The organism is Planococcus sp. PAMC 21323 (assembly GCF_000785555.1).
In the GTDB taxonomy this organism is placed as follows: Bacteria; Bacillota; Bacilli; order Bacillales_A; family Planococcaceae; genus Planococcus.
On sequence record NZ_CP009129.1, the window covers coordinates 1,271,815 to 1,292,284 of the forward strand.

A 20,470-nucleotide genomic window follows, 5' to 3' on the forward strand; every position below is an offset into this window, starting at 1 on the left:
AAGGTGAATAAAATGACAAAAGCACCACAAGATACACGAGTAGTTGTTGGCATGTCCGGAGGGGTAGACTCTTCAGTTGCCGCTTATTTATTAAAAGAACAAGGTTATGATGTTATTGGCATCTTCATGAAAAACTGGGATGACACCGATGAAAATGGCGTCTGTACAGCTACAGAAGATTACGAAGACGTCATTCGCGTTTGTAACCAAATTGGCATTCCGTATTACGCAGTAAATTTTGAAAAACAATATTGGGACAAAGTTTTCACGTATTTCTTAGAAGAATACAAAGCAGGCCGCACGCCAAACCCGGATGTTATGTGCAATAAAGAAATTAAATTTAAAGCATTTCTAGAACATGCATTAAGCTTAGGTGCTGATTATTTAGCAACTGGTCATTATGCACAAGTAGCGCATAGTGAAAATGGCGAAACGAAAATGTTGCGCGGCATAGACAATAATAAAGACCAAACGTACTTTTTAAATCAATTAGACCAAAGTCAATTGTCGAAAGTGATGTTCCCAATCGGTCACATGGAAAAGAAAAAAGTCCGTGAAATTGCGCTTGAAGCAGGACTTGCAACAGCAACGAAAAAAGATTCGACCGGTATTTGTTTTATTGGAGAACGAAATTTTAAAGAGTTCTTAGGTCAATATTTGCCAGCGCAACCGGGTCAAATGGAAACTTTAGAAGGCGTTAAAATGGGTTCGCATGACGGCTTAATGTATTATACAATTGGCCAACGCCAAGGACTTGGTATCGGCGGGGCAGGAGATCCGTGGTTTGTTATTGGAAAAGATTTAGAGCGCAACGTATTATACGTTGGACAAAATATTCATCATGATGCTCTTTTCTCAGATAGCTTAACTGCGGTAAACTTAAGTTTCACATCCAATACACCACCGAGCGGCATTTTGGAATGCACAGCAAAATTCCGTTACCGTCAGCAAGATGTCGGTGTATCTGTAGAATTTAAAGGTGAAACAGCGATCGTCACGTTTGCAGAACCGGTACGCGCAATTACACCTGGTCAGGCTGTAGTCTTTTATGACGGCGAAGAATGCTTGGGTGGCGGAACCATCGATCACGTTTTTAAAAATGGTGCACGATTGGAATATGTAGGCTAATGGGAGAGACAGCAATGAATTATAACGAAATTGGTATACAAGCCTTACAAGAAGGCGATACAGAACAAGCGATAAAGGCATTTACACAAGCAATAGAAGAGCAGCCAGAAAATCCGCTAGGCTATATTAACTTTGGCCACGTATTAACGTCGATGGATGAAATTGATCGTGCAGAACGCTTTTTCCAAAAAGCGATTACGCTAGATGAAACATCTGCGACTGCTTTTTACGGCTTAGCAAACTTGTATTTTAATTCAGAGCGCTATTCAGAAGCGATAAAGCTTTACGAAAAAGCGTTACAATATGAAATTGAAGGCGCAGATGCGCATTTCATGATTGGCAAATGTTTTGAAAAAATGGAACAGCCAAAATTAGCATTACCATATCTGCAACGTGCAGTTGAATTGGATGAAACAGATGTTCAAGCACGTTTGAGCTATGGCATTAGCTTAGCTTCTATGGAATTATTTGAACTAGCAGAACCACAATTTTTAGAAGTGATCCAAAGAGATCCGAATCATTCGGATGCACATTATAATTTAGGTGTTCTTTATGCAGTTTCAACAAATCGTAAAGAAGACGCTATGCATCACTTGAAACAAGCTTATACATTAGATGAGCGCAACGAAATGGCACGCTATGCTTACGATATGATCGCAACAACTTTAGAATAGTTCCATGAAAAGGAGACGACAGACATGACCGGACAAATCGATTTATTTCAAGAAGAAAAACAATTTGTATTAGGGCGTCCTGTCGTCTCGATTTTTCATAATCCCCAAAATTTATTCTCCATCGCGAAAGTAAAGATCCAAGAAACCAACACCCCTTATACCGAAAAAGAAATCATTGTATCGGGCTATTTCCCAATGCTGACACTTGAAGAGCAATACCGTTTTACAGGTGTCGTAAAAAATCATCCGCGTTACGGCGTTCAATTTCAAGTGGAAACTTTTACGAAAGAAGTACCTGAAACCGAACAAGGTATCATTCATTATTTATCGAGTGATATGTTTAATGGCATTGGTCGGAAAACAGCGGAAACGATCGTGAAAAAATTAGGCAAAGATGCTATTAAAAAGATTTTAGAAGACCCGGATTCCTTAGATAAAGTTCCGCGTTTGTCCGATGACAAAAAAGACACCATCCGCGCAACGCTTCAAATGAACTTAGGGCTTGAACGTGTGATGATTCAATTAAATGATTGGGGCTTTGGTCCACAAATTGGTATGCGTATTTATCAAGCATATCGAGAAGAAACGATTGATATTTTAACGAAAAACCCCTTTCAATTGATTGAAGAAATTGAAGGAATTGGTTTTCAACGTGCCGATGAACTGGGGATGAAGCTAGGCATTACAGGCAGTCACCCGGATCGAATTAAGGCATCTATTTTACATATCTTGAATCAAGCTTCGCTATCGGATGGACATGTGTATGTCGATGCGAAGACCTTAATTCCTATGGTTAAAGAATTGCTTGAAGCGCGTCAGCAAGCAGAGATTCCGATTGAGGCAATCTCTAAAGCGGCAATCGAGTTAAATGAAGAAGGAAAAGTAGCTGGAGAAGAAACCCGGCTTTATTTGCCATCTCTTTATTACTCAGAAGTCGGTATCGCAACGAAATTAGAGACCTTATTATTAGAACAGGAATCACGCACAAAGTTCCCGAGTTCAGAAGTTCGAAAAGCACTCGGTGAAGCGGAAGAGCGGCTAGGGGTTAATTACGCCGAAACACAAGTGGACGCAATTGAAAGCAGCATCAATTCATCGGTTATGATTTTGACAGGTGGGCCGGGAACAGGGAAAACGACGGTCGTTCGGGGACTGGTAGAAATTTATGCCGAGCTGCACGGGTTGTCACTCGATCCAAAAGAATACGCGAAAAAACAAGAGCCGTTTCCAATCATACTCGCTGCGCCAACAGGACGTGCGGCCAAGCGCTTGAGTGAATCAACTGAGCTACCGGCCATGACGATTCACCGCTTACTCGGCTTTAACGGCCAAGAAAAAGATGAGGAAACAGAGAAGGAAATTGAAGGCAAGTTGATCATTATTGATGAAATGTCAATGGTCGATACGTGGCTTGCCCATCAATTATTAAAAGCAGTGCCAGAAGATGCACAATTGATTTTCGTCGGGGACCAAGATCAATTGCCGCCCGTTGGACCAGGACAAGTATTGCGAGATTTACTCGAATCAAAACGTATTCCAACAGTAGAATTAACCGACATTTACCGACAATCTTCAGGTTCATCGATAATAGAACTCGCGCACCAAATGAAAAATGGGCAATTGCCAGAAGACATTACAGCGAAAACTGCAGACCGTTCTTTTATAAAAGCCGGCGCTGATCAAATTCCTTTAGTTGTTGAAAAAGTTGTGAAAAGCGCTTTATCCAAAGGGCATTCGATTAAAGACATTCAAGTGCTAGCACCCATGTACAAAGGACCTGCTGGAATTGATGCTTTAAACCGCCTGATTCAAGAAATGGTCAACCCAAATCCTGATGGTAAACGAAAAGAGCTAGTGTTCGGGGACATCACCTACCGCATAGGTGATAAAATATTACAACTGGTCAATCAACCTGAAAGCAATGTCTTTAACGGGGATATGGGTGAAGTTGTTGCTATCATGAAAGCGAAAGAAACGGTTGAAAAACAAGATATGTTAGTGGCTTCCTTTGATGGCATCGAAGTTACTTACGAACGAAGTGACTTAAACCAATTAACATTAGCTTACTGTTGTTCAATCCATAAATCGCAAGGCTCGGAGTTTCCAACTGTTATTATGCCGATTGTTCGAGGCTATATGAAAATGTTGCGACGTAATTTGCTTTATACAGGAATTACCCGCAGTAAAGACTTTCTCGTGCTATGCGGGGACCCAGGAGCATTCCGCTATGGTGTTGAACGAACAGATGACACGCAGCGCATGACAACCTTGCAAAGTCGTCTAGCGGTCACGACAGAAGAACCGAAAACTGAACAGCAAACAAAACAACAAGAAGAAACAAAACAAAGCGGCCCAGTCAGCTTAACAACCGAAAACGCCCACGCCATTCACCCAATGATCGGCATGGAAGGCATTACTCCGCAAAAGTTTATGGAAGCTTGAGTAGATTTTTGAAATTTATACAACATACAAAGGAAACCGTAATTTAGAATACGGTTTCCTGTTTTTGATGAAAAATAAATTTCATATAAATACTTATTATGTAAGTTACGAAGTAAAGCAACGGAGACTCCCGCGGGATAGCGAAGTGCCGAAATCCACTCGGACGTTAAGGCCGAGTTAGTTTGGCGCAAGCCCGCAGGAAAGCGAAGTTGGTTTACGCAGTAACACTATCCAATTAAAGTGTCACTATTGACATCACGCAAAGCTTTTTCTATAATTCAAATTAGACTGATAGACAAACACATTGATGGAGACAGTATAAAATCGCATTCGAACAGAAACAGGACCCTAGGCTGAAAGGTCCCGACGACATTCGATTTTAGAAAGCTACTCCGGAGTGCAACTAATCCCTGCCGTTGAACCGCGTTAAGGTGTTCGAGAGACACATTGCCACCAGCTTTGTGTAACTAGGGTGGTACCGCGAATAAAGCCTTCGTCCCTTTTTTGGGATGGGGGCTTTTTATATTTTAGAGGAGGAAAAAAGATGAAAAACTTAAAAGCAGAAGACATTAGACAAATGTATATTGATTTCTTTAAAGAAAAAGGTCACGACCAGGAGCCGAGTGCACCATTAGTCCCTTTTGAAGATCCATCGCTTTTATGGATTAACAGTGGAGTGGCAACATTAAAAAAATATTTTGATGGACGAGTGATTCCAAATAATCCACGTATCGTCAATGCACAAAAATCGATTCGTACGAACGATATCGAAAACGTTGGGAAGACGGCACGCCACCATACATTTTTCGAAATGCTTGGGAACTTCTCGATAGGTGAATACTTTAAAACCGAAGCGATTCACTGGGCTTGGGAATTTTTAACAGACGACAAATGGATTGGTTTCGACGCGGATAAATTATCGGTAACAATTCACCCGGAAGACGAAGAAGCATATGCAATTTGGTTGAATGAAGTAGGTGTTCCAGCTGAACGTATTATTCGTTTAGAAGGAAACTTCTGGGATATTGGAGAAGGTCCAAGTGGTCCAAACTCTGAAATCTTCTACGATCGTGGCGAGAGCTATGGCAACGATATGAACGATCCTGAATTATATCCAGGTGGAGAAAATGAACGTTATTTAGAAATCTGGAATTTGGTCTTTTCACAATTTAACCACAACCCAGATCACACCTATACATTACTTCCAAAGCAAAACATTGATACAGGAATGGGTTTAGAGCGTATGGCTTGTGTCGCTCAAGACGTTCCAACAAACTACGATACAGATTTGTTTATTCCAATTATCAAAAAAACAGAAGAAATTTCTGGTAAGAAATACGGTGAAAATGCTGAAATGGACATGGCGTTTAAAGTAATTGCTGACCATATCCGTACGGTAGCATTTGCGATTGGTGACGGAGCGTTGCCTTCTAACGAAGGTCGCGGATACGTATTGCGCCGTTTATTGCGTCGCGCTGTTCGGTTCGCGAAAAAACTAGGTGTTGAACAACCGTTTATGTACGATTTAGTACCAGTTGTTGGAGACGTGATGAAGAGTTTTTATCCAGAAGTTCACGACAAACAGGACTTTATTATTCGCGTGATGAAATTAGAAGAGCAACGCTTCCATGAAACGCTTCATGATGGATTAACGATTTTATCTTCTGTGATTGAAAAACAAAAAGCAGCTGGCCATAAAGAAATTCCAGGTGAAGATGCTTTCCGTCTTTATGATACGTATGGTTTCCCAGTAGAATTGACTGAGGAGTACGCAGAAGAAGAAGGCATGGCTGTCGATCACAAAGGGTTTGAAGCTGCTATGCAAGAACAGCGTGATCGTGCGCGAAATGCGCGTCAAAACGTTAATTCAATGCAATCACAATCCGAAGTATTAGGGAACATTAAAGAATCCAGCGAATTTATAGGCTATAACCAAACGGTAGCGGACGCTAATGTACGGTTCATTATTAAAGACGGTGAGCTAGTTGATAGTGCGCAAGAAGGCGAAGAAGTGCAAGTTATTTTGGATCAAACACCATTTTATGCAGAAAGCGGCGGTCAAATTGCCGATCGCGGAACTTTGAGCAATGATTCGGTTCAAGCATCTGTATTAAATGTTAAAAAGGCGCCAAATGGACAAAACTTGCATTCTGTACGCATTGAAACAGGAGAACTGACGAAATCAGCAGTGCTTGCGCAAGTAGATGCTTCTGAGCGTCGTCACACGGTGAAAAATCATACAGCAACACATTTATTACACCAAGCGCTAAAAGATGTTTTAGGGACTCATGTCAATCAAGCAGGATCATATGTTGGTCCAGATCGTCTACGTTTTGACTTTTCTCACTTTGGTCAAGTTACAAAAGAAGAACTTGAAACGATTGAACAAATCGTTAACGAAAAAGTATGGGAAGGCATTACTGTTCAAACAGGCTACCATAACTTACAAGAAGCAAAAGAAATGGGCGCAATGGCATTGTTCGGTGAAAAATACGGAGATGTTGTGCGTGTTGTAGAAATTGGTGGTTATTCGCTAGAATTATGCGGCGGTGTCCATGTAATAAATACATCTGAAATCGGCTTATTTAAAATCGTTTCTGAAGGCGGTATTGGTGCAGGTATTCGCAGAATTGAAGCTGTGACAGGAAAAGGCGCATATGAGAACTTAAAAGATAGTGAAAAGGTCTTAGAAAGCGCAGCTGGATTATTAAAGTCATCTCCAAGAGACATCGTACAAAAAGTACAAACTGTTCAAACTGAGATGAAATCATTACAACGTGAAAATGAATCTTTGTTAGCGAAAATCACTAACGCGCAATCAGCAGGTATTTTAGATGCAGCTCAAAAAGTTGGCGATATTACAGTCTTATCAGTCCAAGTAGAAGCTAAGGATAATAACCAATTGCGCCAGACAATGGACGATTTGAAATCGAAAATGGAAAAAGCCGTTATTGTACTTGGTGCTAAAGATGGTGATAAAGTAATGCTTGCAGCTGGAGTTACAAAAGACTTGGCAGGCGGAGATTATCACGCAGGACAGATCGTTAAACACGTAGCAGAACTATGTGGCGGTAAAGGTGGCGGTCGCCCAGATATGGCGATGGCAGGCGCAAAAGATGTAAGTAAATTAGAAGAAGCACTAAAATCGGTTTATAGCTTAGTTAAATAAGTTTAATAAATCCACGCTATCGGTTATAATGAAAAACAGACAGCAGGAGCAATTATTTGTATTTAAAATCCGAAAGCGAGGTGCTTGTCGTGAGTTCATTTGATCGCACAATGAAATTCGATTCGTCTGATGAGTCGATGGAAAAAGAAGTCAAGCAAGTAATGCTTCAGGTACATTCAGCACTTGAAGAAAAAGGCTATAACCCGATCAACCAGATTGTCGGCTATTTATTGTCAGGTGATCCGGCTTATATTCCTCGCCATCAGGATGCGCGTAATATGATTCGCAAACTGGAACGGGATGAAATTCTGGAAGAACTTGTTAAGTTCTATATTAAAAAGAATAACGAGGAATAATGATGCGCATAATAGGACTTGATGTTGGTTCAAAAACAATTGGAGTCGCTATTAGTGACCCGATGGGGTGGACAGCCCAGGGGATTGAAACCATCAAAATCAATGAAGCAATAGAAGAATTCGGAATGGAACGCCTTGGTGAACTGATTAAACAGTATGAAGTGACCGAAGCGGTAGTTGGTTATCCGAAAAACATGAACAATTCAATTGGACCACGGGCTCAAGCGTCCGAAAAGTTTGCAGCTTTGCTTAAAGAAGCGTATAGTATACCGGTGGTGCTTTGGGATGAACGGTTAACGACATCAGCAGCAGAGAAGATGTTGATCTCCGCAGATGTCAGCCGTAAAAATCGTAAAAAAGTGATCGACAAGATGGCAGCAGTAATGATACTGCAAGGTTATCTTGATTTTAAAAAATAATGAGGTGACGTAAATGGAACACGGACAAGAACACATTACGGTCGTTGATGAAAACGGCAACGAGCAATTATTTGAAGTACTATTTACATTTGAGTCAGCAGACTTCGGAAAATCATATGTTTTGTATTTCCCAGTTGGCGCTGAAGAAGATGAAGAAGGCGAAATTGAAATTCATGCATCTTCATTCACTGAAAACCCTGAGTCAGAAGAAGCTACAGTAGGTGGCGGAGAACTTCGCCCAGTAGAAACTGATGAAGAATGGGACATGATTGAAGAAATGCTAAACACGTTCCTTGACGAAGAAGAAGAAGAAAACGAAGAGCTTTAAAATGTAAAGGGCGGAATTGATTGTTGATTCCGCCTTTTTCTTTTGTGCACTTTTCTTGTATACTAATAGAAGTTGTACAAAAATAGTTCAACTTCTGTATAAGAGAAAAGCTAGGGGGAAAACCCGTGGAAAAACAGACAAAAAAAGAGATCATGTTTGATCGCATGAAAGAAAAGAAAAAGGAAGTGAGAGTCGTCCGACGCATCGTATTTATTATTGCGCTAGTCCTATTAATCATTTTAGGAATTGCAGGCTTTCAAACTTATAATTACATCTCCAATGCATTAGAACCAGTTGATCCGGATTCTGAGGAAATTATTACAGTTGAAGTACCAATCGGTTCAAGTTTGGACGGTATCGCGGCATTGCTTGAAGAAAACGGCGTGATTGCAGATGCTAGGATTTATAAATACTATGTGAAGTTTAAAAATGAATCCGAGTTTCAAGCAGGCACGTATGACTTAGTTCAATCGATGACATTGGATGAAATTACAGAGAGTTTAAAAACGGGTAAAGTGTACCACGAACCTCTCTATACCATTAGTGTTCCGGAAGGCTTAACAGTAGAAGAAATTGCGGAAAATGTGATCGCTAAAAATACCGACTTTACAGCGGAAGAATTTTTAGCGAAAATCAATGATCCTGCATATATTGAAGAGCTAATGATCAAGTATCCTGATTTGTTGACAGATGAAATACTTGGAGAAAATATTCGTTATGCACTTGAGGGGTATTTATTTCCTGCAACATATCCTATATACGAAGAAAACCCACCGCTAACTGTACTGATCGAGCAAATGCTTAGTACAACTCAAACAAATGTTATGCAATACCAATCAATTTTAGAAGAAATGGAACGTTCTCCACATTGGTTGTTAACATTTGCTTCTTTATTAGAAGAAGAAGCAACAGCGCAATCAGATCGTCAAACCATTGCAAGCGTCTTCTACAATCGTTTAGAAATCGATATGCCGTTGCAAACAGATCCGACAGTACTTTATGCAATGGGTGAACATAAAGATCGTTTGTTTAATACAGATTACGAATTTGAGCATCCTTACAGCACCTATAAAAACAAGGGGCTGCCACCAGGACCAATCGCAAATGCTGGAGTATCCTCGATTGATGCAGTGCTTGACCCAGCCGAAACCGAATACTTTTATTTCTTAGCCGATAAGGAAGGCAAAAACTATTTTGCTAAAACGTATGAACAACATTTGGTTAACCGAGATGAACATATCGGCAATTAATATCAACGAGAAGGAAGCGTCCTCGCTTTCCTTCTCTTTTTATGATAATATTTGAAGTAATTTTTGCTGAGTCGAAAAGGAGCTTTCTTGTATGGTGAACAATCAATTATCCGCAACGCTACAAGCAATTCAGGACTATGCTGTCGCACATCATGTACCCATAATGGAAAATCAAGGAATTGGAGAACTTGTTGAGTTGTTAAAAGTTCAACAGCCTTTAAATATACTTGAAATTGGTGCAGCAATCGGATTTTCAGCGATTAAAATGATCGAGGCTTTGCCGACTAGTACGGTAGATACAATTGAACGGGATGATTCACGATATCAAAAAGCGATAGAGTTTATCGCTCAATCAGGTTTTGAAGAGCGCATCCGCGTTTTTCACGCAGATGCATTAGAGCTTTCGCTTTCAAAGTTAAAGCCGGAGTATGATGCGATTTTCATTGATGCTGCTAAAGGTCAGTATGAACGCTTTTTTGATAAGTATGAGATCTTGTTAGCTAATGGTGGTATCATTTATTGTGATAATATGGCTATGCACGGACTTTCAGATATACCGCTATCGGAAGTGCCAAGGAGAAAGCGGACGATGATCCGTAATCTGGCGGCTTTTAAAGAACATATGCTAAATCATCCTCATTATGATACGGAATTATTGTCATCGGGTGATGGTATTATGATTTGCAAAAAAAAGTAAACACATTAAAAAGATATTTGCAGGGAGCTAAATAATATGTCTAATAAACGGCCGGTCGTTATTGGGATCGCAGGGGGTTCGGGCTCGGGTAAAACGAGTGTTACGAATTCTATCTATGAAGTGTTTAAAGAAAACTCAGTAGTTGTAATTGAACAAGATTATTATTACAAAGATCAAAGTCACTTGGCTTTTGAAGAGCGTTTAGAGACGAATTATGACCATCCATTAGCATTTGATACAGATTTGCTAATCGAGCATATTAACGAATTACTTGAACGCCGTCCAATTGAAAAGCCTATTTATAATTACGCATTACATACGCGGGCCGAAGAAACCGAGATTATTGAACCAAAAGACGTTATTATTTTAGAAGGTATATTAGTGCTTGAAGATGTACGTCTTCGTGAATTGATGGATATTAAACTATTTGTAGATACAGATGGCGACCTTCGAATCATCCGTCGTTTATTGCGCGATATTAATGAGCGCGGTCGGACAATCGATTCGGTTATTGAACAATATTTGACGGTTGTTCGTCCAATGCACAATCAATTTATCGAACCAACCAAACGATATGCAGATGTAATTATTCCTGAAGGTGGACAAAATGAAGTAGCGATTGATTTAATGGTTACAAAAATTAAAACTATTCTTGAATAGATTGTGAAACTATAATATGATGATACGAGACTGACGGATATAAGTATCCAGGTCAGTAGTTGAAGGAGTGGGAAGAATGGCTAACGATAAACAATTTCCAATGACAGCTGCAGGTAAGCAGAAGTTGGAAGATGAACTAGACTTTTTAAAAACGATTAAACGTAAAGAAGTGGTTGAACGAATTAAGATCGCGCGTGACTTTGGTGATTTGTCTGAGAACGCTGAGTACGACTCTGCAAAAGAAGATCAGGCTTTTGTAGAAGGTCGCATCTCGACACTTGAATCGATGATTCGCAATGCGGTTATCATAAATGAAAATGAATCAAATAAAGATGTCGTTCGTTTAGGAACGACGGTAACATTTATCGAAGTTCCAGATGGCGATCAAGAATCGTATACAATTGTGGGGTCAGCAGAAGCAGATCCTTTAGAAGGTCGTATTTCGAATGATTCTCCAATTGCCAAAAGCATGATCGGCCGCACTATTGGTGAGCACGTTAAAGTGTTAACTCCAGGTGGAGAAATGGAAATCAAAATTCTGGAAATCATGTAATCAAACGGCCATTCTTTAATAAGAATGGCTGTTTCTCTTTACCTAAATTAATTTGAAACGAAATTATAGTTAAAACGTCAAATTTGTCATATGGGTTTAATGGTAAACTATAAAGAAAGGGGGGACATCCAATGACTAACGAAGAAAAGCCGTATCCCTCTCGTTTGAAGAAAAAGAAAAATCGGTCAAACACGATTTTAAATATACTAATCGGTTTGGTATTTGCATTGATCCTTATTATTGGTGTTTCGATGCTATTTAGCGGAGGTAATGAGCAGGCTCAAAAACCGGAAGCTATTATCATGACACCTGAAACCGATGACCAAACGAGTGATTCTGAAGAAACAGATGACGGCAAAAAAGAAACTGATGACCAAGATGAACTAACAGATGAAGAAAAAGAAGCTGCTAAAAAAGCTGAAGAGGAAAAAGAAAAAGAAGAGGCTATTAAAGGTGGGACCATTACACGTGAAGACTCTAGTGACCCAATTGTAGAAGAAACAGTAATCAATACAAGCTGGGAGCCAATCGGCACTGAGCAAAAAGGTGACCATGTTTCTGTCTATCAAAAAAATTCACCAGATTGGAACGAAAAAGTCAAAGCGGTATCTTATGCAACAGGACTAGACGCTAATAATATGTACGTGATGATGATTAAAAACGGCGGTGGTCCGCAAAAATCAATCGCAACTGTGCAATCTAAAGATGAATCAGAGAAATACCGTGTCCACTTAGAATGGATAGACGGCGAAGGCTGGAAACCAGTGAAAATGGACGTCTTAAACACCTTGAAAGGCGCCTACTAATAAGGCGTCTTTTTTACGACTTTAAATCAGAAAAGGTAATAGGAATATTTGAGAGAAGAGGAATGGTCAAATGAAAATCGGTGTAATCGGTGCGATGGAAGAAGAAGTTCAATTATTAAGAAGTAAGCTTGAAAGTGCACGAACAGAAGAAATTGCAAGCTGTGAATTTACATTAGGTACATATGATGGACAAGAAATTGTTTTATTAAAAAGTGGTATTGGTAAAGTGAATGCTGCCATGTCTACAACGATTCTTCTTCAGCAATACCAACCGGATATTGTCATCAATATTGGTTCAGCAGGTGGGTTTGATGAAAGTCTTGAAGTTGGGGCAGTAGTGATTTCAGATGAGGTTCGCCACCATGATGTAGATGTTACCGTGTTTGGTTATGAAATGGGTCAAGTTCCACAAATGCCTGCCGCATTTGTTTCCAATGAAGAATTAATAGAACTTGCGATTAAAGCAGTAAAAGAGATGGGTGAACATGAATATGCAGTAGGCTTGATTGCGACTGGTGATTCGTTCATGAACGACCCAGAACGCGTTGCAAAAGTTCGTGAAAACTTCCCGACAATGAAAGCTGCAGAAATGGAAGCAGCAGCTGTTGCACAAGTGTGTTATCAGTTTGATGTAGCCTTTGTTGTGATTCGCGCGCTATCAGACATCGCTGGAAAAGAATCTTCAGTTTCATTTGATGAATTCTTACCAATGGCTGCGAAGCATTCAACTGAAATCGTCTTTAACGTTATTAGTAAATTAGCTTCACGTATTTAATCTAGTGAATAAAATTGACCAAAATAAAAAAGCTGAGGACGTTAGCTCAACGTCTTCAGCTTTTAAACTTTTTTTAATGTAAACGTACTGACCATTAATGAGGCACAAAGGATAAACAAGAACATATAAACAACTGGTGAGAATATAGAAAGTCCGAAGTATGATAAAGTGACAACGGTTCCTGCAGCTGTAATTGGTAGCCCTGTAAAATATCCAGTGGATTCTGAGATATTGAAACGTGCCAAACGGAAAGCACCGGCAGAAATATAGAACACGGTAAATGCCATACCTGCAACGCCAAAGTCAGATAACACGAGCTGATAGATTAAAATTGCAGGTGCAACGCCAAATGATAGAATATCGCTCATCGAGTCGAGTTGTTTGCCTAGGTCTGATTCTTGGTTGAATTTTCTTGCCACCATACCGTCAAAGCGGTCCAAAAAAGCGGCAATAAATATAAATAGCACACTATAGCTATAAGATCCATTTAAAGTTGCCATAAGTGAAGCTCCGCCAAACAGCATGTTTCCAACTGTAATGGTATTAGCGGTTTGCGACCTTAGCTTTTTTATGGTGTGATCCATTCTCTCTGTAATTAACAATGGAAAACACTCCTTCTTTTTGAAAACTTGTTCACTCTATTATACTGCGAAAGGTAAAAAAATGGTAGACTATTTTAGCAACGGAGGCATCTCTATGAAAAAATACTTGTACCAACGCTCGATAGAACTAACGAACGGCGCTTTTACTTCAACGATAATTCGTCAATTTGCAAAGTCAGCCAAAAGTCGTCGGTTTATACCAGGCTATATAAAGACTTATCAAATCGAAAAACAGGATATAGAACAACCATTAGAAAGTTTCCCGACACTTCATGATTTTTTTATACGTAAACTAACAAAAGATAGTCGTCCAATTTCTGAGAATGCAGTTGTTTCTCCTGTGGATGGAAAAATTGAAATTGCTGGAGATTTGCAAGAAGGCATAGAGTTTCTCGTTAAAGGACAACAGTATTCTTTAATGAATTTGTTAGGAGACCAAGAATTGGCGAAACAATACCAAAATGGCAAATATGTAGTGCTATATTTGTCGCCTGCCGATTACCATCGTATTCACAGCCCAGTAAACGGCAAAGTGATAAAACAATTTATACGCGGGAAAAAGTCATATCCAGTAAACGCAGCTGGTCTACAGTATGGAAAAGCCCCACTTAGCGGTAATTACCGGATGATTACTGAATTAGAAACCGAATTTGGCAACATGCTGGTTGTTAAAGTTGGTGCGATGTTTGTTAATTCTATTATGCTAACGGAATTGGAGAGTGACTGGAAAAAGGGCAGCGAAGTAGGCTATTTTAGTTTTGGGTCTACGGTTGTGTTATTTTTCGAGGAGAATTCTATCAAATTTGTCGAAGATATGTCTAATGGACAACGGATCAGGGTGGGAGAAGCGGTAGGAAATATGGTATAATCAATAGAATTAAGTTCGGGAAACAGGAGTGAGTAGCAGTGTATCAAAAATTTGTACCAAGTGAATATGTAAAAGAAGTATTTGATATCAAACCAGAAACTTTGATTGAAAAGAATATTAAAGGCATCATTACAGATTTGGATAACACCCTTGTCGAATGGGATCGTCCAGATGCAACGCCGAAATTAATAGACTGGTTAAAATCGATGAAAGATGCCGGTATTCAAGTAGTGATCGTTTCTAACAATAACGAATTGCGCGTCAAGTCGTTTGCAGATCCATTAGGAATTCCGTTTATATACCAAGCGCGTAAACCAATGGGGCGTGCTTTCCGAAAAGCGCTACGCATTATGGAAGCAAAAAGCGATCAAGTGGTTGTTATTGGAGATCAAATGCTGACGGATATTTTCGGGGGTAATTTGAACAAAATGCATACCATTCTTGTATTGCCTGTAGCTCAATCGGACGGCTTTTTTACTCGTTTCAATCGAAAAGTCGAACGCAAAATTATGAAGAAATTGAAAGACAAAGGACAATTAATGTGGGAGGAAAAAAATTGAGTGAAATGCCAACTTGCATCGGATGCGGTGTACAGATTCAAACTGAAAATAAAGAAGAGGTAGGATACGCTCCGCCATCTTCATTAGAAAAAGAAGAAATTATTTGTCAGCGTTGTTTCCGTCTAAAAAATTACAATGAACTTCAACCGGTATCATTAACGGATGATGATTTTCTACGGATTTTAAACGGCTTAGGTGAGCGCGATGGTTTAATCGTCAAAATCGTTGATATTTTTGATTTTAACGGCAGCTGGCTTCCGGGTCTTCACCGTTTTGTAGGGAACAATGATATTTTGCTGATTGCCAATAAAGCGGATTTATTGCCCAAGTCAGTTAAACAACATAAATTAATCAACTGGATGAAACAAGAAGCTAAAAAATTAGGGTTAAAACCGATTGACGTATTAACGGTAAGTGCTCACAGAGGAACTGGAGTTCCAGAAGCGATGGAAGCAATTGAAAAATACCGCAAAGGCAAAGATGTTTATGTGGTCGGCTGTACAAATGTTGGGAAATCCACATTTATCAACCGTGTCATTAAACAAGCAACTGGCCAATCAGATGTCATTACAACTTCTCATTTCCCAGGGACAACATTGGATATGATTGAAATCCCATTGGATGATAAGCGCTCGTTGTTTGATACTCCAGGAATCATCAATCATCACCAATTAGCTCATCACTTAAAAACTGCGGATTTGAAGCAAATTATGCCGAAAAAAGAAATTAAACCGCGTGTTTTCCAGTTGAATGCAGAGCAAACTTTATTTGTAGGCGGATTAGCGCGTTTTGACTTTATAAAAGGTGAACGCTCTTCTTTCACTGTTCATATTGCGAATGATTTACCAATTCACCGTACGAAACTGGATAATGCAGATGCTTTATATGCGCAACATTTAGGCGATATGTTAGCACCCCCTTCAGCGGAATACAAAGACGATTTTCCTGAGTTGGTACGTCATGAATTTAGCATTAAAGATGCAAAAACCGACATTGTGTTTTCTGGACTTGGTTGGATTACAATTCAGCACGGCAACGCAATCGTAGCAGCACATGCACCTAAAGGTGTGGAAGTTATTTTACGCCCATCGTTAATCTAGGAGGTTTTCAGATGAAGAAATGGTATGCAGTGATCGGTGATCCAATTTCCCATTCACTATCCCCGTTCATGCACGAAACGTGGTTTGCTGAACATGATATTGATGCAGCATATCTTCCAATCCATGTCGAACCTTCTCAGCTTGAAAAGTCATTTGAAGCGATGAAAACTTTGGGGATTAGTGGATTTAATATCACGCTCCCACATAAGCAATCCATCGTTCCATTACTTGGCAAGTTAGAAGAAAGTGCGATGCAAATGAATACTGTGAATACGGTAAGTTTAGATGGAGCGGATTATGCTGGATCGAATACGGATGGTGATGGCTTTGTTCGGTCATTACTTGTTCATTCAGTCGATAAGGCATCTAAAGTGTTGTTAATTGGAGCAGGTGGAGCGGCAAGAGGCATAGCATTTGCTTTGCAGCGCGCTGGATTTACGGATGTTACAATTACAAACCGGACGTATCGTCGCGCAGAAGAGCTCGCGGCAGATACAAATGCTTCAGCCATTACGCTAATAGAATCAGAAGAACGGTTAGCTGACTTTGCGATTTTAATCCAAACAACTTCAGTTGGTTTAGCTTCAGGTGAAGCTTTACCGATTTCTTTAGATCGAGTCAAGGCGGGGACATTGGTAACGGATATCATTTACAATCCACTTGAAACACCTTTTTTGAAAAAAGCACAAGAGAAAAGTTGTATCACGGTAAATGGTGTTGGTATGTTCGTTTATCAAGGTGCAATTGCATTTGAAAAATGGACAGGGATCAAACCAGATACAGAAAAAATGATCAAATTGATTACAGAAAAACTAGGAGGCACTTATGTTAACAACTAAACAAAAAAGCTTTTTGAAAAGCGAAGCACATCATCTTGCACCAATTTTCCAGGTAGGTAAAGGCGGCGTCAGTGATGCGATGCTCGTTCAAATTAAAGAAGCGTTAGAAAAACGTGAATTGGTTAAAATTAGCATTCTTCAAAACAATGAAGATGGCAAAGACGAAGTAGCAAAAGCTCTAGCAAAAGGTACAAAATCTCAATTGGTTCAATTAATTGGCCATACGGTCGTTCTTTATAAACAATCGGTCAACAACAAACGAATCGAGTTACCAGTTAAAAGATGAAGAAAGTAGGGATTTTAGGCGGAACTTTTAATCCGCCTCATCTCGGCCATTTGATCATGGCGAATGAAGCACTTTTCGCAGCAGGATTAGATGAAGTTCGTTTTATGCCGAATTATATTGCACCCCATAAAGAAGTTGCAGGCGCTAGTGCCGAGCAACGACTAGCAATGACCGAGTTGGCGATTCTAAATCATCCTCAGTTTAAAGTGGAAGACTTCGAGATTAAAAATGGTGGCGTTTCTTATTCATTTGATACATTGACTAAACTCATCGAACAAGAACCTGATGTGAAATTTTATTTTATTATCGGGGGAGATATGATCGAAGGATTGTCAACGTGGCATCGTATAGATGAGTTGGTAAAGTTGATCGGCTTTATTGGGGTGAACCGTCCAGGTTATAATACAGAGACGCCTTATCCGGTAATGATGATTAGTTCACCAGAAGTCTTGTTATCATCAACAATGTTAAGAGAACGTGCTGCCGAAAATCGATCACTTTTATATTTGGTGCCGGATAAAGTAGAAGCTTATATTCGAAAGGAGCGTTTATATGGATCACAATCAAATGCTTCAGACAGTTAAAGAAAGACTTCCTGAAAACCGATATACGCATGTGCTAGGTGTAGTAGAAACCGCTGTTGACTTGGCTAAGAGATTTGCGGTTTCTGAGTCTAATGCAAAAACTGCTGCAATTTTACATGATGTAGCGAAATTTTCAGATCGAGACTGGATGAAATCGATAATTGTTTCAGAAAAAATGGATCCTTTATTGCTCGAATATCATGCTGAACTTTGGCATGCTCCTGTAGGCGCTTATTTAGCTAAAACTGAATTTGGTGTCGAAGATGAAGATATACTGAATGCAATTCGTTACCACACGACCGGGCGAGAAAGCATGTCTGATTTGGAAAAAGTCGTTTATATTGCAGATTTGGTCGAACCGAACCGCAAATTTTCAGGTGTTGAAGAATTGCGACAATTAAAAGAACGCGGATTGGATGTTATGATGGAAGCCTCGATCAAACATTCCATCGAATTTTTAGAATCGAAAAATCAACCGGTATTTCCGGATTCACTGAAGTGTTTTAATGGCTTCGTGCAACAGAAAGGGAAAGTGAAAGAATGACTAAAGAAACTTTACTACAAGTAGCGTATAACGCAGCAGAAGATAAAAAAGCAGAAGATATCGTTGTATTGAATATGGAGGGAATTTCGTTACTAGCTGACTATTTTGTCATCTGTACAGGGAATTCTGATCGCCAAGTTCAATCAATCGCAAAAGAAATTATGGATAAAGCACATGAAGAAGGTCATGAAGTGAAAAGCATCGAAGGATTTGATTCAGCACGTTGGATCTTAGTAGATCTTGGTGACGTTGTTGCTCATGTATTCCATAAAGACGAACGCTCGTATTATAACCTTGAACGTCTGTGGAGAGAAGCTCCGCAAATGGAAATATGAACTACGGAAAATTTGCCGCAGTCTATGATGGGCTGATGGAAGATATTCCTTACGAAGAGTATGTGGAGTGGGTCGCTTCCCATGTTGCATCTGGCAAATTGCTAGATGTGGCGTGTGGGACGGGCACATTGTCACAGCTTTTTGCTGAAATGGGCTATGACGTAACTGCTAGTGATTTGTCTGAAGACATGTTAACGGTGGCTAATCAACGGTTCCAAAAAGCAAACCAGGCAATTCCAGTGCTTCAATTGTCTATGGATAATTTAGAAGGTTTAAGTGGATTTGATATTGTAACTATCGCAATTGACTCCCTTAATTATTTGCAGAGCGAAAAACAAGTTCAGCAAACTTTCAAAGAAGTTTATGATGCTTTAAATGTTGGGGGCCATTTTTTCTTTGATGTCCATTCTGTTTTTAAAGTAGATATGGTTTTTATGGACAGTCCTTTTGTTTATGATGCTGAAGAAATCGCTTATATTTGGCATACCGAGCCAGGTCAAACGCCTCATAGTGTCATTCACGATATGACTTTTTTTGTTCGTCAAACTGACTTATTCGAGCGATTTGAAGAAACACATGAACAACGCACTTTTTCAGTAGAAGTTTATAGAAAGTGGCTAGAAGCGGCTGGATTTACTGTGGAATCTGTTACAGCAGATTTTTCAGACCAATCTCCTGACGATGAAAGTGAACGTGTTTTCTTTTACGCAAAAAAATGACTTAAACCACCTCCATCATGCAGGTGGTTTTTGTTTGTTTCACGATAGACAAAGATCTTCTAATTATTATATAATTCAAACAGCTTCTATTTAATTGCCTTCTGAAGAAACGAGGAATGTTAGTGAAATTTTCCGAGCTTCAGAACAAACCCGTATGGCTACTGATCCCCACGGTAGCCGTCGTGTTGCTGTTGATTTATTTATTTTTTCCTCAAGGACAACCAGAGTCATCACCAGCTACGGCTCTCGAACTAATCAGCGCTGAATCCCCTCAGCAGACAGAAACCCCAGAAAACACAATACCCGAAACTAGTACAACTTTAATGATTGATGTAAAAGGCCAAGTAAACAAGCCAGGTGTCTACGAGTTAAAGCCAGGTGCTCGCATGCAAGACGCCATTCAAGCAGCAGGTGGATTCACACCTGAAGCGGATAGTCGTGCGATTAATTTAGCGTTAATTGTTGTAGATGAAACGAGTCTTTACGTTCCAGCGACTGGAGAAGAAATTGCGATTTCAGCATCGCCTCAGACTGCCACAGCTAGTAGTGGAGGCTTGATAAATATAAATCAAGCAACGGAAACGGAATTAATGGAACTTCCCGGTATCGGTCCTTCTAAAGCCTCTGCGATTCTTGCGTATAGAGAAGAAGTCGGGAGATTTAATGCGCCTGATCAATTAACGGAAGTACCGGGCATTGGTGATAAAACATATGAAAAACTAAAAGACCTCATCGTTGCAAAATAGAAAAAATGCGTTAAAAGGCAGTTGACGAAA

General features: G+C 39.7%; 24 protein-coding genes and 1 other annotated feature. Of the genes, 23 read left to right on the forward strand and 1 reads right to left on the reverse strand.

What is annotated here, in order from left to right:
* Nucleotides 1-12: 12 nt before the first annotated feature.
* From mnmA to mtnN, 13 genes are all read left to right on the forward strand, one after another.
* Nucleotides 13-1,128 carry a tRNA 2-thiouridine(34) synthase MnmA gene (gene mnmA, locus PLANO_RS06430; protein ID WP_038703645.1) on the forward strand — a complete coding sequence of 372 codons (1,116 nt, stop codon included), beginning with the start codon at nt 13-15 and terminating at the stop codon, nt 1,126-1,128.
* A 14-nt stretch (nt 1,129-1,142) separates the two neighbouring features.
* On the forward strand, nt 1,143-1,802 hold the full coding sequence (locus PLANO_RS06435) for a tetratricopeptide repeat protein (protein ID WP_038703646.1): 660 nt from the start codon (nt 1,143-1,145) through the stop codon (nt 1,800-1,802).
* Between the two features lie 24 nt (nt 1,803-1,826).
* On the forward strand, nt 1,827-4,244 hold the full coding sequence (gene recD2, locus PLANO_RS06440; protein ID WP_038703647.1) for an SF1B family DNA helicase RecD2: 2,418 nt from the start codon (nt 1,827-1,829) through the stop codon (nt 4,242-4,244).
* A gap of 295 nt (nt 4,245-4,539) precedes the next feature.
* Nucleotides 4,540-4,748 (forward strand) — a binding site (T-box leader).
* Nucleotides 4,749-4,788: 40 nt separating this feature from the next.
* Nucleotides 4,789-7,413 (forward strand): alanine--tRNA ligase, encoded by a 2,625-nt coding sequence (alaS, locus tag PLANO_RS06445; protein ID WP_038703648.1) that lies wholly within the window; start codon nt 4,789-4,791, stop codon nt 7,411-7,413.
* 89 nt (nt 7,414-7,502) lie between these two features.
* The gene (locus PLANO_RS06450; protein ID WP_038705389.1) at nt 7,503-7,769 is read left to right on the forward strand and encodes an IreB family regulatory phosphoprotein; all 267 of its coding nucleotides are present in this window, start codon (nt 7,503-7,505) and stop codon (nt 7,767-7,769) included.
* Between the two features lie 2 nt (nt 7,770-7,771).
* Complete coding sequence (gene ruvX, locus PLANO_RS06455; protein ID WP_038703649.1) at nt 7,772-8,188, forward strand: Holliday junction resolvase RuvX; 417 nt, start codon at nt 7,772-7,774, stop codon at nt 8,186-8,188.
* A 13-nt stretch (nt 8,189-8,201) separates the two neighbouring features.
* Nucleotides 8,202-8,516 (forward strand): DUF1292 domain-containing protein, encoded by a 315-nt coding sequence (locus PLANO_RS06460; RefSeq protein ID WP_038703650.1) that lies wholly within the window; start codon nt 8,202-8,204, stop codon nt 8,514-8,516.
* A gap of 125 nt (nt 8,517-8,641) precedes the next feature.
* A complete protein-coding gene (gene mltG, locus PLANO_RS06465) occupies nt 8,642-9,766 on the forward strand; it encodes an endolytic transglycosylase MltG (RefSeq protein ID WP_081976635.1) in 1,125 nt (374 codons plus the stop codon).
* Nucleotides 9,767-9,857: 91 nt separating this feature from the next.
* Nucleotides 9,858-10,463: an O-methyltransferase gene (locus PLANO_RS06470; protein ID WP_038703651.1), complete on the forward strand. Its 606-nt coding sequence runs from the start codon at nt 9,858-9,860 to the stop codon at nt 10,461-10,463.
* 36 nt (nt 10,464-10,499) lie between these two features.
* Nucleotides 10,500-11,123 (forward strand): uridine kinase, encoded by a 624-nt coding sequence (gene udk, locus PLANO_RS06475; protein ID WP_038703652.1) that lies wholly within the window; start codon nt 10,500-10,502, stop codon nt 11,121-11,123.
* Nucleotides 11,124-11,199: 76 nt separating this feature from the next.
* On the forward strand, nt 11,200-11,676 hold the full coding sequence (gene greA / locus PLANO_RS06480; protein WP_038703653.1) for a transcription elongation factor GreA: 477 nt from the start codon (nt 11,200-11,202) through the stop codon (nt 11,674-11,676).
* A 131-nt stretch (nt 11,677-11,807) separates the two neighbouring features.
* Nucleotides 11,808-12,482 (forward strand): DUF1510 family protein, encoded by a 675-nt coding sequence (locus PLANO_RS06485; RefSeq protein ID WP_038703654.1) that lies wholly within the window; start codon nt 11,808-11,810, stop codon nt 12,480-12,482.
* A 70-nt stretch (nt 12,483-12,552) separates the two neighbouring features.
* The gene (gene mtnN / locus PLANO_RS06490; protein ID WP_038703655.1) at nt 12,553-13,257 is read left to right on the forward strand and encodes a 5'-methylthioadenosine/S-adenosylhomocysteine nucleosidase; all 705 of its coding nucleotides are present in this window, start codon (nt 12,553-12,555) and stop codon (nt 13,255-13,257) included.
* 62 nt (nt 13,258-13,319) lie between these two features.
* On the opposite strand, the gene pssA is transcribed toward mtnN, so the two are convergent.
* Nucleotides 13,320-13,859 (reverse strand): CDP-diacylglycerol--serine O-phosphatidyltransferase, encoded by a 540-nt coding sequence (pssA, locus tag PLANO_RS06495; protein ID WP_038703656.1) that lies wholly within the window; start codon nt 13,857-13,859, stop codon nt 13,320-13,322.
* A gap of 94 nt (nt 13,860-13,953) precedes the next feature.
* On the opposite strand from pssA, the gene PLANO_RS06500 reads away from it, so the two are divergent.
* The 10 genes from PLANO_RS06500 to PLANO_RS06545 all read left to right on the forward strand — a co-directional run bounded on the left by PLANO_RS06500 (nt 13,954) and on the right by PLANO_RS06545 (nt 20,440).
* Nucleotides 13,954-14,727: a phosphatidylserine decarboxylase gene (locus PLANO_RS06500; protein ID WP_038703657.1), complete on the forward strand. Its 774-nt coding sequence runs from the start codon at nt 13,954-13,956 to the stop codon at nt 14,725-14,727.
* A 38-nt stretch (nt 14,728-14,765) separates the two neighbouring features.
* A complete protein-coding gene (locus PLANO_RS06505) occupies nt 14,766-15,287 on the forward strand; it encodes a YqeG family HAD IIIA-type phosphatase (protein ID WP_038703658.1) in 522 nt (173 codons plus the stop codon).
* The gene (yqeH, locus tag PLANO_RS06510; protein WP_038703659.1) at nt 15,284-16,387 is read left to right on the forward strand and encodes a ribosome biogenesis GTPase YqeH; all 1,104 of its coding nucleotides are present in this window, start codon (nt 15,284-15,286) and stop codon (nt 16,385-16,387) included. Before PLANO_RS06505 ends, yqeH begins: the two co-directional genes overlap by 4 nt.
* Before the next feature lie 11 nt (nt 16,388-16,398).
* Nucleotides 16,399-17,226, forward strand: coding sequence for a shikimate dehydrogenase (gene aroE, locus PLANO_RS06515; RefSeq protein WP_038703660.1), 828 nt, complete (start codon nt 16,399-16,401; stop codon nt 17,224-17,226).
* Nucleotides 17,213-17,512: a ribosome assembly RNA-binding protein YhbY gene (gene yhbY / locus PLANO_RS06520; protein WP_038703661.1), complete on the forward strand. Its 300-nt coding sequence runs from the start codon at nt 17,213-17,215 to the stop codon at nt 17,510-17,512. Before aroE ends, yhbY begins: the two co-directional genes overlap by 14 nt.
* Nucleotides 17,509-18,096, forward strand: a complete 588-nt coding sequence (locus tag PLANO_RS06525) for a nicotinate-nucleotide adenylyltransferase (protein WP_038703662.1) — start codon at nt 17,509-17,511, stop codon at nt 18,094-18,096. Before yhbY ends, PLANO_RS06525 begins: the two co-directional genes overlap by 4 nt.
* Complete coding sequence (gene yqeK / locus PLANO_RS06530; protein WP_038703663.1) at nt 18,065-18,640, forward strand: bis(5'-nucleosyl)-tetraphosphatase (symmetrical) YqeK; 576 nt, start codon at nt 18,065-18,067, stop codon at nt 18,638-18,640. The genes PLANO_RS06525 and yqeK overlap by 32 nt, the downstream gene beginning before the upstream one ends.
* Complete coding sequence (gene rsfS, locus PLANO_RS06535) at nt 18,637-18,975, forward strand: ribosome silencing factor (RefSeq protein WP_038703664.1); 339 nt, start codon at nt 18,637-18,639, stop codon at nt 18,973-18,975. The genes yqeK and rsfS overlap by 4 nt, the downstream gene beginning before the upstream one ends.
* Entirely contained in the window at nt 18,972-19,694 is a 723-nt protein-coding gene (locus tag PLANO_RS06540; RefSeq protein WP_038703665.1) for a class I SAM-dependent DNA methyltransferase, read from the forward strand. The genes rsfS and PLANO_RS06540 overlap by 4 nt, the downstream gene beginning before the upstream one ends.
* 116 nt (nt 19,695-19,810) lie before the next feature.
* Nucleotides 19,811-20,440 carry a helix-hairpin-helix domain-containing protein gene (locus PLANO_RS06545; RefSeq protein WP_038703666.1) on the forward strand — a complete coding sequence of 210 codons (630 nt, stop codon included), beginning with the start codon at nt 19,811-19,813 and terminating at the stop codon, nt 20,438-20,440.
* Nucleotides 20,441-20,470 lie beyond the last annotated feature (30 nt).

Bases quoted from the DNA above. Each gene is read 5' to 3' on its own strand.
- udk (WP_038703652.1), top strand. From the start codon at position 10,500: ATGTCTAATAAACGGCCGGTCGTTATTGGGATCGCAGGGGGTTCGGGC.
- rsfS (WP_038703664.1), top strand. From the start codon at position 18,637: ATGACTAAAGAAACTTTACTACAAGTAGCGTATAACGCAGCAGAAGAT.
- mnmA (WP_038703645.1), top strand. From the start codon at position 13: ATGACAAAAGCACCACAAGATACACGAGTAGTTGTTGGCATGTCCGGA.
- PLANO_RS06435 (WP_038703646.1), top strand. From the start codon at position 1,143: ATGAATTATAACGAAATTGGTATACAAGCCTTACAAGAAGGCGATACA.
- mtnN (WP_038703655.1), top strand. From the start codon at position 12,553: ATGAAAATCGGTGTAATCGGTGCGATGGAAGAAGAAGTTCAATTATTA.
- PLANO_RS06500 (WP_038703657.1), top strand. From the start codon at position 13,954: ATGAAAAAATACTTGTACCAACGCTCGATAGAACTAACGAACGGCGCT.
- aroE (WP_038703660.1), top strand. From the start codon at position 16,399: ATGAAGAAATGGTATGCAGTGATCGGTGATCCAATTTCCCATTCACTA.
- PLANO_RS06460 (WP_038703650.1), top strand. From the start codon at position 8,202: ATGGAACACGGACAAGAACACATTACGGTCGTTGATGAAAACGGCAAC.
- PLANO_RS06485 (WP_038703654.1), top strand. From the start codon at position 11,808: ATGACTAACGAAGAAAAGCCGTATCCCTCTCGTTTGAAGAAAAAGAAA.
- alaS (WP_038703648.1), top strand. From the start codon at position 4,789: ATGAAAAACTTAAAAGCAGAAGACATTAGACAAATGTATATTGATTTC.
- ruvX (WP_038703649.1), top strand. From the start codon at position 7,772: ATGCGCATAATAGGACTTGATGTTGGTTCAAAAACAATTGGAGTCGCT.
- recD2 (WP_038703647.1), top strand. From the start codon at position 1,827: ATGACCGGACAAATCGATTTATTTCAAGAAGAAAAACAATTTGTATTA.
- PLANO_RS06525 (WP_038703662.1), top strand. From the start codon at position 17,509: ATGAAGAAAGTAGGGATTTTAGGCGGAACTTTTAATCCGCCTCATCTC.
- yhbY (WP_038703661.1), top strand. From the start codon at position 17,213: ATGTTAACAACTAAACAAAAAAGCTTTTTGAAAAGCGAAGCACATCAT.
- PLANO_RS06470 (WP_038703651.1), top strand. From the start codon at position 9,858: ATGGTGAACAATCAATTATCCGCAACGCTACAAGCAATTCAGGACTAT.
- greA (WP_038703653.1), top strand. From the start codon at position 11,200: ATGGCTAACGATAAACAATTTCCAATGACAGCTGCAGGTAAGCAGAAG.
- yqeK (WP_038703663.1), top strand. From the start codon at position 18,065: ATGGATCACAATCAAATGCTTCAGACAGTTAAAGAAAGACTTCCTGAA.
- PLANO_RS06545 (WP_038703666.1), top strand. From the start codon at position 19,811: ATGTTAGTGAAATTTTCCGAGCTTCAGAACAAACCCGTATGGCTACTG.
- PLANO_RS06540 (WP_038703665.1), top strand. From the start codon at position 18,972: ATGAACTACGGAAAATTTGCCGCAGTCTATGATGGGCTGATGGAAGAT.